This is a genomic window from Pseudarthrobacter sp. S9 (genome assembly GCF_050156545.1).
In the GTDB taxonomy this organism is placed as follows: domain Bacteria; phylum Actinomycetota; class Actinomycetes; order Actinomycetales; family Micrococcaceae; genus Arthrobacter.
This window is the reverse complement of the sequence record NZ_CP189576.1, coordinates 256,017-269,059: the sequence shown is the minus strand read 5'-3', so window position 1 is coordinate 269,059 and position 13,043 is coordinate 256,017. Positions and strand designations below refer to the sequence as shown.

The window sequence follows — 13,043 nt, the reverse complement described above, 5'->3', positions numbered from 1 at the left end:
CAGGACCAATACCCGGTTGGTTGGGGCGGACGGGGACACGCCGGTCATTTTTCAGTCTCGCGTTTTGAGCGAGTCGGTGATGGTCTGCATGATGCCTGCGTCGGCGAGCGTGGTGGAATCGCCCACCTCGCGTCCTTCGGCGACGTCCTTGAGCAGGCGGCGCATGATCTTGCCGGAGCGGGTCTTGGGCAGTTCGGGCACCACGAGGATGGTTTTGGGTTTGGCGATCGGCCCGATCTCCTTGCCGACGTGGTTGCGCAGTTCCTGGACGATCGCGTCGCCGGAGTCCAGGGCGTCCCCGCGCAGGATCACGAACGCGACGATGGCCTGGCCGGTGGTCGCGTCCGCGGCGCCCACGACGGCGGCCTCGGCGACGGCGGGGTGGGACACCAGGGCGGATTCGATCTCCGCGGTGGAGAGCCGGTGGCCGGAGATGTTCATGACGTCGTCCACCCGGCCCAGCAGCCAGATGTCGCCGTCCTCGTCCTTCTTGGCGCCGTCGCCGGCGAAGTACATCGTTTCGAACCGGGACCAGTAGGTTTCCTTGAACCGTTCCGGGTCGCCCCAGATGCCGCGCAGCATGGCCGGCCACGGTTCGCGGATGACCAGGAAGCCGCCGTGACCGTCCGGAACGGATTCGCCGGCCTCGTCCACGACGTCCGCGGCGATGCCGGGCAGCGGGACCTGGGCGGAGCCGGGCTTGGTGGCCGTCACTCCGGGCAGCGGGGCGATCATCTGCGCTCCGGTTTCGGTCTGCCACCAGGTGTCCACGATCGGGGCCGGATGGTCCTTTTTCTCGCCGTTCTTGCCGGCGTTGGCGCCGATGACCTCGCGGTACCACATCCAGGCTTCCGGGTTGATGGGTTCGCCCACGGAGCCCAGGACCCGGATCGAGGAGAGGTCGTACCTGGCCGGGATCTCCTTGCCCCATTTCATGAAGGTGCGGATCGCGGTCGGGGCGGTGTACAGGATGGAGACCTTGTACTTCTCCACGATCTCCCACCAGCGGCCCTGGTGCGGGGAATCGGGGGTGCCCTCATACATGACCTGGGTGGCGCCGTTGATCAGCGGGGCGTAGGCGACATAGGAGTGGCCGGTGATCCAGCCGACGTCGGCCGTGCACCAGTAGACGTCGGTCTCCGGGTGCAGGTCGAAGACCGCCTTGTGCGTGTACGCGTTTTGGGTCAGGTACCCACCGGTGGTGTGCAGGATGCCCTTGGGCCTGCCCGTGGTGCCGGAGGTGTAGAGGATGAACAGCGGGTGCTCCGCGTCGTGCCCGACGGCGGTGTGCTCGGCGGAGGCGGCTCCGACGGTGTCGGCCCACCAGTGGTCCCGGCCCTCGTGCCAGTCCACGTCCTGGCCGTTGCGCCTGACCACCACGACGTTCCGGACGGTGTGGTCGTCGGCGGCCAGGGCCTCGTCGACGGCGGCCTTCAGGGCGCTGGGCTTGCCGCGGCGGTAGGTGCCGTCGGCCGTGACGACGAGCCTGGCCTCGGCGTCCTCGATCCGGGAGCGCAACGCGTCGGCGGAGAAGCCGCCGAACACCACGGAGTGGATGGCGCCGATCCGGGCGCAGGCCAGCAAGGTGATGACGGCCTCGGGGATCATGGGCAGGTAGACGGCCACCCGGTCGCCCTTGGCGACGCCGAGGGACTCGAAGGCGTTGGCGGCCTTCTTGACCTCCTCGGTGAGCTGCGCATAGGTGTAGGTGCGGGTGTCGCCGGGTTCGCCCTCGAAGTAGATGGCGACCCGGTCCCCGTGCCCGTTCTCGACGTGGCGGTCCAGGGCGTTGTATGCGGCGTTGATCTCGCCGCCGACGAACCACTTCGCGAACGGCGGGTTGGACCAGTCCAGCGCCTGGGTGAAGTCCTTGCTCCAGCTCAGCAGCTCGCGGGCCTGCCTGGCCCAGAACGCGGGGCGGTCGGCGTCGGCCTCGGCGTAATCGGCGGCCGTGACCACGGCATTCGCCGCGAACTCGGCGGAGGGCGCGAACCTGCGGTTCTCGTGGGACAGGTTTTCGAAGGCGTCGCCCTGCCGGGACGGTGTGGCGGATGCTGCGGTGCGGTCGTTGGACATATGTAAACTCCTTTGCTTTCCCCACCTGCTCTGCGTTGAAAATAGGCGCCAAACTCCGAGGTGTGCCCCGCCCGGATGGCAGGGCACACCTCGGGCTCTCGCCGGGACGGTCCGCCGAGAGGACGTGGTTACACGCCCTGGCGGGCCCTGGCGGTCTCGATGCCGCTCATGGCGCTATCGGTGACCTGATCGATGTCGCCGCACCCATCGACCTGCACGAGCAGGCCGCGTCTGTCGTATAGTGCCAGGACGGCCTCGGTTTGTTCGCGGTAGAGCTCCAGCCTGTGGCGGATAACGCATTCATTGTCATCGCTGCGCCCTTCATCCCGGGCACGGCCCAGCAAGCGCCGGACGATTTCTTCATCGTCCGCCGCGAGTTGAAGAACGACGTCCAGATTGTGCTCGTTGTCGGCCAGGATATCGTCCAGCTCGTCCACTTGGCATGTGGTGCGCGGGTAGCCGTCAAGCAGGAAGCCGTTGCTCGTGTCCTGCTGCAGCAAACGGTCCCGCACCATGGCGTTGGTGACACTGTCGGGAACGAAATCGCCGTTGTCCATATACTTTTTTGTTTCGACGCCCAAAGGTGTCGCATCCGTCACGTGAGTGCGGAACATGTCTCCGGTGGAGATGGCCGGGATGTCAAGGCGCTCTGCGATGCGCTGCGCCTGAGTGCCCTTGCCGGAACCGGGGGGTCCTGTAATCAACATTCTCATCTATCAAACCGTTCGTAGTGGGGTGCCGGATCCTGGGTGATTCAGATGATTTCCGGCTTGTGTGGAGGCGGCGGACCGGCGGACGGAAGTTTTTTGTCATCATCGGCGCCGCTGAAGGGCGCACCGGCCTACGTCAACGCGAAGTCCTTCATGACCAGGACTATGCGTTGCCGTGGCGAACGGAGATTAATTTGCGTCCACGGCGGTGGCGTTCCCGAAGGCGCGCCCCGGGAACTCCGCCGCCTGGAATTTGCGATGAATCAGAACTTAATGACCACGCGGCCGTCGATCTTGGCGTGCTTCATTTCGTCAAGGACGGCATTGACTTCGGAGAGCTCCCTCGTGGAGACCGTGGGGTGGATCTTGCCCTGGGCATAGAATTCCAGGGCCTCCTCCAGGTCCTGCCGCGTTCCGACAATGGATCCGCGGACGGTCAGGCCCTTGAGCACAATCTCAAAGATCGGCGCCGGGAAGTCGCCCGGCGGCAGGCCGTTGAACACGATCGTTCCGCCGCGGCGGGCCATCCCGATCGCCTGGCCGAACGCTGACGGGTGCACCGCCGTGACCAGGACCCCATGGCAACCTCCGGTTTCGCGCTGGATGACTTCGGCGGGATCCTCGCGCAGCGCATTGACCGTCAGCTCCGCACCGTGCTTCTTGGCCAGGGCGAGCTTGTCGTCGGCGATGTCCACCGCGGCGACACGAAGGCCCATGGCAACCGCGTACTGGACGGCGATGTGGCCGAGTCCGCCGATCCCGGAGATGGTGACCCACTGGCCCGGCCGGGCCTCGGTCATCTTCAGTCCCTTGTAGACGGTCACTCCGGCACAGAGCACCGGGGCCACCTCGACGGGGTCCGAGCCGGCCGGAATCCGGGCCGCGAACCGGCTGTCCACCAGCATGTACTCGCCGAAGGATCCGTCGACGCTGTAGCCGGCGTTCTGCTGCGCCTCGCACAGGGTCTCCCAGCCGGTGCGGCAGTACTGGCAGTCGCCGCAGGCGGACCAGAGCCACGCGTTGCCGACGAGGTCTCCGACGGCCAGGTCCGTGACACCCTCGCCGAGGGCAACGACCTCACCCACGCCTTCGTGGCCGGGCACAAACGGCGGGGTCGGCTTCACCGGCCAGTCCCCCTCGGCCGCGTGGAGGTCCGTGTGGCAGACGCCGGTCGTCAGTACCTTGACCAGCGCCTCCCCCCGGCCCGGTACGGGAACGGGGAGGGTCTGGATCTGCAGGTCCTTGCCGAATTCGGTTACTACTGCGGCCTGCATTGTCGTCGTCGTCATTGTCGATTTCCTTCGTCGCTGGTGCTTTGAGCAAATGGTGTGGGGACACGGGATTCTGGAGAAGGCCAGGAAGCAGTTCGCCTTGCTTTCCGAGTCGTTGCTGACCACGAGGCGTTCACGGTGTGCTGGTAGGGGTCCAGCAGGCGTGGACTACTCGCTGCCGATCCAGTCCGTGCGGCCGTCTCTTAAAGTGACCTGAGCCGTCTTGGTTTGATTGCGCGCAGACGGACATCCCTAGCTTCCTTGCTGTGCATGAGGATGGCCGCCGCTGCCTCCAGCTTAGGAGCGGGAGGGTTGCAATCAGGTTGCGGCCTTGCGAGTCAACTCAATTGGGCTGGCGAGTTCCGAGTTCGGATTCCAGACGCTCCATGTCGGCAACCACGGCGGCCCGCTTGGGTGAACGCGGCGGCAGCAGCTTCAGCGCCGCCGCGCGCACACCAAGGTTTCCAGAGCGACCCGGTGCGCCCCGCGCTGGAGGCAGCTGAGAACCTTGCCCGCGTCCGGCAGCACATCCACAGTTAGTCTGTACGGCCGGGATTCCGGCGCGACGGCCGGGTTGAACTGCTGAAGGACTTTTCTCAACCGGACCATCTCCGCCCGAAGGGTCACGGAGGAAACTTCCCCGAACAGCTGGCCGCACAGTTCCTCGGCGCTCAGTCCATCAGGATGGATGCTCACAAGGGCCAGCATCTCACTGTGCCTCGGGGACAGCGTTTCGAGGACCGCGTCACCGGAAGGAGCGGCCGGAGTTACCCAGTAGAACTGCACAGCACTCGGGACTCGTGGCCAGACAAAGAAGAGTCCGCACCGGCTGCCTACTGCAGGCAGCCCGTGCGGACTCTCTTCGGACTAAACGGTGTTTAGGCGCGTCAACTAGTTAGACGCCGTAGTAGAGCTCGAACTCGTAGGGGTTCGGGCGCAGCGAGAGCGGACGGATCTCGTTCTCGTACTTGTACTCGATCCAGGTGTCGATCAGGTCCTGGGTGAAGACGCCGCCGGCCTGCAGGAACTCGTTGTCCTCGGTCAGTGCATCCAGGGCTTCCTCAAGCGTGCCGGGAGCCTTGGGGATGTCCTTGGCTTCTTCGGCGGGCAGCTCATAGAGGTCCTTGTCGATCGGGGCCGGCGGTTCGATCCGGTTGCGGATGCCGTCAATGCCGGCCATCAGCTGGGCTGCAAACGCCAGGTACGGGTTGGAGGAGGGGTCCGGAGCGCGGAACTCGATGCGCTTGGCCTTCGGGTTGGAGCCCGTGATCGGGATACGGATACCGGCGGAGCGGTTGCCCTGCGAGTAAACCATGTTGACCGGGGCCTCGAAGCCCTTGACCAGGCGGCGGTAGGAGTTGACCGTCGGGTTGGTGAACGCGAGCACAGCCGAGGAGTGCTTCAGCAGGCCGCCGATGTACCAGCGGGCCATGTCGGACAGGCCCGCGTAGCCCTTCTCGTCGTAGAACAACGGCTCGCCGCCGTTCCACAGCGACTGGTGGCAGTGCATGCCCGAGCCGTTGTCACCGAAGACCGGCTTCGGCATGAAGGTGACTGACTTGCCCCAGGCATCGGCGGTGTTCTTGATGACGTACTTGAACTTCTGCAGGTCGTCAGCCGCGTGCGTCAGCGTCGTGAATTTGTAGTTGATCTCAGCCTGGCCGGCGGAGCCGACCTCGTGGTGGCTGCGCTCGACCTCAAGGCCGGCCTCATCCAGGGCGATGCACATGGCGTCGCGGAGGTCCGCCTGCTTGTCGGTCGGGGAAACCGGGAAGTAGCCGCCCTTGATGGGGGTCTTGTAGCCGAGGTTTCCGCCCTCTTCCTCACGGCCCGTGTTCCAGTGGGCTTCCTCGGAGTCGATCTTGTAGAAGCTGCCCTGCGGCGAGGACTGGTACTGGACGTTGTCGAAGACGAAGAACTCGGCCTCCGGAGCAAAGAATGCAGTGTCCGCGATGCCGGTGGACGCCAGGTAGGCCTCGGCCTTCTCGGCTACGCCGCGGGGATCGCGGTGGTACGGGTCACCCGTGCGGGGGTTCACGATCGAGAAGTTCAGCGCGAGGGTCTTCTCCATGCGGAAGGTGTCGAGGAACGCCGTCGTCACGTCCGGGATGAGCTGCATGTCGGACTCGGCGATGCCCTGGAAGCCGCGGATCGAAGATCCGTCGAACAGCTGGCCATTGACGAAGAAGTCCGCGTCAACGCTCTTGGCGGGCACGTTGAAGTGCTGCTGAACGCCAGGAAGGTCGGTGAAGCGGATATCGACGAATTTAATGTCTTCGTCTTTGATGAACTTGAGGACTTCGTCCGCAGTCTTGAACATCTATGCTCCTTACGCATATGAAATATCTGGCCGTCAGGCACTATGGTCCAGCGCAGTCCGACAGCGGGGAAGCAAAAAGCATCCCCGCTCCTAAGCCGCTAGCAACTGTTACCACCCTAAGGACACGGGATTTCCCGATGGTGTCCGCATTGTTTCAGGCACGTTACAGAATGCCCTGACAGGTAAACCGTAGTCGGTGTCCACAGTGTGGCCTATCCGGTTCCACACTGTGACCCGCGGAAGTCCACGGCGTGATCGGGCCGGAGCCGATAGGCTTGGAGGGTGGTTGATCGTAAAGACATAGGCTCATGGCTCAGCGGGCCGGACACATCCGGCATCTCCAAGTACCCCGGGGAGCGGCTGGGCCTGCCTGAATCCGGACCCGGATCGGTCGCCCGCGCGGGTCGCCGGATCCTGGCCATCTGCACCGACTGGGGGATCGCGCTGCTGATCAGCAACTTCGCCTTCGCCGGAAATCCGTGGGCCACTCTGGCCGTGTTCGCCGTCGAGCAGACCCTGCTCATCGGCTCGCTCGGCTACAGCATCGGTCACCGCGTCGCGGGAATCCATGTGGTCCGGCCGGGCGGCGGGCCGGCCGGCCCGCTTCCGGCCCTGGTCCGCAGCCTGCTGCTGTGCCTGGTCATCCCCGCCGTCATCTTCGACCCGGACCAGCGCGGCCTCCACGACAAGGCCATGGATACCGTCCTGGTCCGAATGTAGCTCCGGACGCAGCTAGACCCCTGCGGTCTCCTTGGCCGGTGCGCTACCCGGAACGTTGCCCGGTTCAGCGGCCGGTTCAGCGGCCGGTTCAGCGGCCGGTTCAGCGGCCGGTTCAGCGGCAACCGTCAGGCAGCCGTGCCGGTCGGCCCAGCGTTCGAACAACACCGTGGTGAACGGAACCACGGCTGAAAGCCCCGCAAACAAGGCAACCCGGAACGGCCAGCGCTGCATGCGCCAGAGGCTCAGTGCGGTCACGCCGTAAGCAATGAAGAACGCCCCGTGGACGGGACCGGCGATCTCCACTCCCAGCTCCGTCGTCCGGGCAACCCATTTGAGGAACATGCCGACCAGCAGGGCAGCCCAGCTGAATCCTTCGGCGATGGCGAGGATCCGGAAGATGCGGATAACGCCAGGAGCGGACGGCAGCTTCATGGGACGGTCTCACGTTTCTGTTGGGTTGAACGAGGCGGTTGAACGACGCGGTTGAACAAAAACGCCCCGGCTGCGGGCCTGAAATGGCCGTGAACCGGGGCGTTCCTATAGTGCTGGCGTGGCAGTGCTGGCGTGGGACCTAGCGTCCGCGGGCCGCCTTGCGGTCCGGGCGGGCCTTGTAGGGATCGATGCCCTTGGGGATGGGCAGGCGGCTGCCGAGCGATGAGATGCGCTTGGATACGGCGCTGACCTCGATCTTGGTCAGCTCGTTGTGCAGCTTGTTCATCTTCTTGGCGATCTGGCTGATGGGCACCTGGCCTTCGCCGCGGCCGCTTTCGATCACGTGGATGGTGACGTTCGGCAGGATGCGCGCCAGGCGCTTGCGTTCGGCGTCGACCAGCGGCTTGACCCGGTGGCTGGGGCCTTCGCTGACAAGCACGACGCCGGGACGGCCAATGGCGCGGAAGACGGCGTCCTGGGTGCGGGGATTGACGGCGACGGGCTGGTCCTCGGTGATCCAGCCGCGCTTGAGCGTGCCAAGCGCGGCGCCCGAGGCGCCGGGCTGGTTTTCAATCTGGGCGAAGGCGGCCCGCTCTGCCCGACGGGACAGGATCAGGGTCGCCGCCAAGGCGCCCAGCGCGATGCCGATGATCAGGCCGGTGATCCAGTTCTCCAACAGGAAGCCGACCACGAAGCTGACGGCGACAACGCCCAAGAAGGCGAGCAGCATGAGCCACGGGACCATGGGATCGTGGCGGCGGGTCATCTGGAAGACCTCGCCGATCTGGTTCAGCCGGCTCGGCTTCTTGACCTTTGCTTCCTTGGGCTTGCGGGAAAAAAGGCCGCGCTTCGGGGCATCGGAAGCCGGGCTGGAGGTGCTGGAATCAGGGGAGTTCGCCATAGTGCCTTAATTCTACGTGATCGACGGCTAAGGGCCGGACGCCGGAATTATCCGGTGCCGGCCCTTCGCCACAAATGTTTACAACAGGATTCAGGAGTGTGCCGCGATCAGCGAGCTGGCTTCCTGGCGGGTGCTGCCTGAGCTTTCGATATGGGCGAGCCCGGCCGGGATTTCCCGGCCCTTCTTGCGCATCGCGGTGGCCCAGAGCCGGCCGGCGCGGTACGAGGAACGCACCAGCGGTCCGCTCATGACGCCCAGGAAGCCGATCTCGTCCGCTTCCTGCTGCAGGTCCACGAACTCCTGCGGCTTGACCCAGCGGTCCACCGGCAGGTGCCGTTCGCTCGGGCGCAGGTACTGCGTGATGGTGATCAGGTCGCAGCCGGCGTCGTGCAGGTCCCGGAGCGCCCCGGAGATCTCCTCGCGGGTCTCGCCCATGCCCAGGATCAGGTTGGACTTCGTCACCATGCCCAGCCTGCGGCCCTGCGTGATGACGTCCAGGGAGCGGTCGTAGCGGAACGCGGGGCGGATGCGCTTGAAGATCCGCGGCACGGTCTCGACGTTGTGCGCGAACACCTCGGGCCTGGAATCGCAGATCGCCGCGATGTGTTCGGGCTTGCCGGAGAAGTCCGGGATCAGCAGCTCGACGCCGGTGCCCGGGTTCAGCTCGTGGATCTTGCGGACCGTCTCGGCGTAGAGCCAGACGCCCTCATCGGCGAGGTCGTCGCGGGCCACGCCCGTGACGGTGGCGTAGCGCAGCTGCATGGCCTGGACCGAGCGGGCCACCTTGGTGGGCTCGAACACGTCCACGGGGGAGGGCTTGCCGGTATCGATCTGGCAGAAATCGCAGCGCCGGGTGCATTCGGAGCCGCCGATCAGGAAGGTCGCTTCCTTGTCTTCCCAGCACTCGAAGATGTTGGGGCAGCCGGCCTCTTCACACACGGTGTGCAGGCCTTCCTTCTTCACCAGGTTCTTGAGCTGGACAAACTCCGGGCCCATCTGGACCTTGGCCTTGATCCATTCCGGCTTCCGTTCCACCGGTGTGGCCGCATTGCGCTGCTCAATGCGCAGCATCTTCCGGCCTTCTGGTGCCAGTGTCACAGTAGAGCTCCTTCGTGGGTTGCAACTAGGGCATCCTCATTGTTGCGCAGTTCTTCGGTGATCCGCGACACGAGGTCGGCCGGGGTGACGTCCCGGCCGGTCTCCTGGGCGATCGTGGTGACTCCGGCGTCGGTGATGCCGCAGGCAATGATCTGGCCGTACGGGGCGAGATCGTTGTTGCAGTTGATCGCGAAGCCGTGCATGGTGACGCCTTCATGGACGCGGATGCCGATGGCTGCAATCTTGCGGGCGGGGCCCTTGTCGTCCTCGTCGATCCAGACGCCGGCACGGCCCTTGATGCGCACGGCGTCGATGCCGTAGTCAGCCAGGACAGCGATGATCACGGCTTCCAGCCGCTCCACGTAGTCGCGGATGCCGGCCGGATTCTTCAGTTTGATGATGGGGTAGCCGACCAGCTGCCCGGGGCCGTGCCAAGTCAGCTTCCCGCCGCGGTCCACCGCGACCACCGGGGTCCCGTCGAAGGGACGTTCGTGGTCTTCGGTGCGTTTACCGGCGGTGTAGACCGCGGAGTGTTCGAGTAGTAGAACGGTGCTGGGCGCAGTGCCGGCGAGGACTTTCTCGTGTAGTTCGCGCTGGATGTCCCAGCCGCGCGTGTAGTCGATGAAGTCCGGGGCGAGACCCAGCTGTGAGAACTCAAGAGTCATGGCATCAAGCTTAGACCCCGACGTAGGGCGTATCCGACTGTGTGCTTAAGCTCTCACGCGCCCGCGGCGAATGCCACGGCGGCACCTGTGGATAACTTCTGCAGGATTCCGCGGGATCGGCTATTCCTTGGGTATGGAAAATTCCGAGCAGGCCGGGTGTGCGGCACCTGGGGTTCCCGGCTACGACGTCGGCCGTTTGCTGGGGCGCGGCGGCAACGCTGCGGTGTGGCTGGTCACGGAACAAACGACGGGCCGGGAGTACGCCGTGAAGTGCTTCGACGCCGTGGCAGGTCCGGGGGCGGAGGACCGGGAAGCCGAAGCGGGAATGCGGCGCGAGGTCCGCATCCTGTCCGCACTCGACCACGACCACCTGGTCAGGGCCCACACGGTGCTGCGCCTTCAAGAGTCCGGGGCCGGTGCCGGCCTCGGGCTGGTGCTTGATTATGCGGCCGGTGGGTCAGGCGCTGAGCTTGTAGCGAGCCGGGGCAGGCTGGGGGCCGGGGAGACGGTGACAGTCCTGACCCCCATCGCCCAGGCGCTGGCATACCTGCACTCCCACGGCTTCACCCACGGCGACGTCTCGCCGGGGAACGTGCTGTTCACGGCGCACGGCAAGCCGCTGCTGGCTGATCTGGGCGTGGCACGGATGGTGGCCGACTCCGTTGGAACGTCGGATGCCGGGACCGAGGGTTTCCGCGATCCCGCCCCCGTGGATGCCGTCCGGGCGGGGCTGCAGCCCGAGCGCGACGTCTACTCCCTGGCGGCGCTCGGCTGGTATTGCCTCACCGGGAGGTCGCCCGGGCCGAGTGCGCAGCGTCCGCCGCTGTCTCTCCTGGTACCGGGCGTTCCGGCGGCGCTGGCGGCAGCCCTGGAGGCCGGACTCAACGAGGACCGCCGGCAGCGGCCAGCGGCCGCCGAGTTGGCCGCCGCGGTCTACCGCAGCGCTGAGGCGGCCCCGGTGGATCTTTCCGTTTCCGTCCACCCCACGGTGATTCCCCAACTGCTGACCCGCCGCTCGTTGCCCCGGAGTGCCCGGGATCGGAGGGCCGAAACGCTGCAGCGCTGGCGGCGGAGGATCGGAGCACGACGGGTCCCGGCACCAGGGCGGGGCCCCGAATCGGGCCGTGCTGCCGTGACGGGGCACACCTCCCTAACGAGGCGTGCCCCGGTAACAGGCCGTGCCGCGGTGCCGCCCCGGGTGGCCGGGGGCGCGGCGGCGCGGCACTCCGCAGCCGGCTCCCGCGACCCTGCCCGCCGAGATCCTGCCCGCCGAGTCCCTGGCCGCCGTCGCGGTTTCAGGGCAGCATCGGTGGGTCTTGCCGTCTTCCTGGCCGTGATGGCGGCCCTGGCCGGCGCCTGGCTGCACGGCGGCGGCCGCCTGCCGGAACTCTTTGCTGCCACCGGGCCGGCCGGTGCGGCCGCCCCGGCCGCCCCGGCCGGCGCAACGGAAGGGACGGCGGCGGACGCGAAGACAAACAGCGATCAGGGCCCGGCAGCCGTTGCGGTGCCCCGGGAGGTCCGGGCCCTGCTGGAGTCTGCGGATCCCGAAGACGCGGTCCGTGGCCTGGCCGCACTCCGATCGCTGGCGTTCAGCTCCGGGGACTTCCGGCTGCTGGAGCAGGTCAACGTCCCGGCGTCGGACGCCGCCGCGGCGGACAGCAGGATCAGCTCCCGGCTCGCCGGGGGCGGCCACGTCCTGGCCGGCTTCTCGACCACCCTGACCCGGGTGGAGGATTCCCCGGACAGCGGTCCGACTCGGGCCGTGGTGGCCATCAGCGCGGTGTCCTCCCGCTACCAGGAACGCGATGCCGCAGGGGCAGTGGTGGCCGAGGCCGCGGCTGGCGGAGAACTCCGGATGCGGCTGGTACTGGTACCCGTTGACGGCCGGTGGCGGATCCAGGAGATCCTCCCCGAGGACCCGACGGCCGGTTAGTTCACGCCGCCACCCACGCCGCGGCCTGCGCGAGGGCGGGGTGCTGCCACTCAAAGCCTGCTTCGCTGAGGACCGCCGGCTCCAGCCGCTGGCTCGCGAGCAGCAGTTCGTCGGCGAGCTGTCCCATCAGGAGGCGGAGAACCGGGGCGGGAACGCGCAGGAGCGCAGGCCGGTGCAGGGCCGCGGCCAGCTGGGCGATCAGCGAGTTCACATCGGCACTCTCGGGCGCGCAGACATTCACGGGTCCGGAGAGCGGGGCCGTGAGCAGGAACGAGAAGGCGCCGGCAACGTCCGGCAGCGTGACCCACGGCCAGTATTGCCGGCCGTTTCCGAGCGGCCCGCCGACGCCAAGGCGCAGGAGCGGCAGCAACCGGCCCAGGGCGCCCCCGGAGCGGCTCAGGACGACGCCGGTGCGGGGAGTGACAACGCGGACACCGGCCGGCGCTTCATGCGCCGCGGCCTCCCAGTCGACGCAGATCCGGGCGAGGGTGCCGGTGCCCGCGGGCGCGTTTTCGGGCAGCAGCAGCGGACCTGCGTTGCCGTAGTACCCGGAGGCCGACTGGCTGAGGAACACGGCCGGCGGCGTGTCCATGCGGCCCATGGCCGCCGTCAGGGTCCGCGTCGCTCCCAGCCGCGAGGCGCGGAGCTCATTGATGCGGGCACGCGTCCAGGGCCGATCGCCGATCCCGGCACCGGAGAGGTTGATGACCGCGTCCGCGCCCTTGAGGGCGGTGTCATCGATCCGGCCCTCGGCCGGGGCCCACTGGAATTCGGCGGGTGACGCCGGGGGACGCCTGACCAGTGTGGCGACGTCGTGGCCGCCGCCACGCAGGGCGCTGGAAAGGGCGGTTCCGATCAGCCCGGAGCCTCCGGCAACAATGATTCGCATGATCCATCTCACCATGCCCGGCACGGCA

General features: G+C 66.9%; 11 protein-coding genes and 1 pseudogene. 2 read left to right on the top strand and 10 right to left on the bottom strand.

Annotated features, from left to right (window positions below):
• Nucleotides 1-51: 51 nt before the first annotated feature.
• The 5 genes and pseudogenes from acs to glnA form a co-directional block, all read right to left on the bottom strand.
• Nucleotides 52-2,076, bottom strand: a complete 2,025-nt coding sequence (acs, locus tag ACQCSY_RS01280) for an acetate--CoA ligase (RefSeq protein ID WP_427132506.1) — start codon at nt 2,074-2,076, stop codon at nt 52-54.
• Between the two features lie 128 nt (nt 2,077-2,204).
• Nucleotides 2,205-2,783 carry an adenylate kinase gene (locus ACQCSY_RS01275; RefSeq protein WP_427135596.1) on the bottom strand — a complete coding sequence of 193 codons (579 nt, stop codon included), beginning with the start codon at nt 2,781-2,783 and terminating at the stop codon, nt 2,205-2,207.
• 266 nt (nt 2,784-3,049) lie between these two features.
• A complete protein-coding gene (gene adhP / locus ACQCSY_RS01270) occupies nt 3,050-4,060 on the bottom strand; it encodes an alcohol dehydrogenase AdhP (protein ID WP_427135594.1) in 1,011 nt (336 codons plus the stop codon).
• A 340-nt stretch (nt 4,061-4,400) separates the two neighbouring features.
• Nucleotides 4,401-4,789, bottom strand: a pseudogene (locus ACQCSY_RS01265) (transcriptional regulator); the annotation flags it as partial.
• Nucleotides 4,790-4,952: 163 nt separating this feature from the next.
• A complete protein-coding gene (gene glnA, locus ACQCSY_RS01260; protein WP_427132504.1) occupies nt 4,953-6,377 on the bottom strand; it encodes a type I glutamate--ammonia ligase in 1,425 nt (474 codons plus the stop codon).
• 282 nt (nt 6,378-6,659) lie between these two features.
• Here glnA and ACQCSY_RS01255 point away from each other — a divergent pair, with 282 nt between their 5' ends.
• Complete coding sequence (locus tag ACQCSY_RS01255) at nt 6,660-7,097, top strand: RDD family protein (RefSeq protein WP_427132502.1); 438 nt, start codon at nt 6,660-6,662, stop codon at nt 7,095-7,097.
• A gap of 12 nt (nt 7,098-7,109) precedes the next feature.
• On the opposite strand, the gene ACQCSY_RS01250 is transcribed toward ACQCSY_RS01255, so the two are convergent.
• The 4 genes from ACQCSY_RS01250 to lipB all read right to left on the bottom strand — a co-directional run bounded on the left by ACQCSY_RS01250 (nt 7,110) and on the right by lipB (nt 10,226).
• Nucleotides 7,110-7,529 carry a DUF3817 domain-containing protein gene (locus ACQCSY_RS01250; protein WP_427132500.1) on the bottom strand — a complete coding sequence of 140 codons (420 nt, stop codon included), beginning with the start codon at nt 7,527-7,529 and terminating at the stop codon, nt 7,110-7,112.
• 139 nt (nt 7,530-7,668) lie between these two features.
• Nucleotides 7,669-8,430 (bottom strand): DUF4191 domain-containing protein, encoded by a 762-nt coding sequence (locus ACQCSY_RS01245; protein ID WP_427132498.1) that lies wholly within the window; start codon nt 8,428-8,430, stop codon nt 7,669-7,671.
• A gap of 90 nt (nt 8,431-8,520) precedes the next feature.
• Complete coding sequence (gene lipA / locus ACQCSY_RS01240; RefSeq protein ID WP_427132496.1) at nt 8,521-9,528, bottom strand: lipoyl synthase; 1,008 nt, start codon at nt 9,526-9,528, stop codon at nt 8,521-8,523.
• Complete coding sequence (lipB, locus tag ACQCSY_RS01235) at nt 9,525-10,226, bottom strand: lipoyl(octanoyl) transferase LipB (RefSeq protein WP_427135592.1); 702 nt, start codon at nt 10,224-10,226, stop codon at nt 9,525-9,527. Before lipB ends, lipA begins: the two co-directional genes overlap by 4 nt.
• Before the next feature lie 100 nt (nt 10,227-10,326).
• On the opposite strand from lipB, the gene ACQCSY_RS01230 reads away from it, so the two are divergent.
• A complete protein-coding gene (locus ACQCSY_RS01230) occupies nt 10,327-12,126 on the top strand; it encodes a protein kinase domain-containing protein (RefSeq protein ID WP_427132494.1) in 1,800 nt (599 codons plus the stop codon).
• Nucleotide 12,127: 1 nt separating this feature from the next.
• Here the strand turns inward: ACQCSY_RS01230 and ACQCSY_RS01225 are convergent, their stop codons facing one another.
• Nucleotides 12,128-13,015 carry a TIGR01777 family oxidoreductase gene (locus ACQCSY_RS01225; protein WP_427132492.1) on the bottom strand — a complete coding sequence of 296 codons (888 nt, stop codon included), beginning with the start codon at nt 13,013-13,015 and terminating at the stop codon, nt 12,128-12,130.
• Nucleotides 13,016-13,043: the final 28 nt, after the last annotated feature.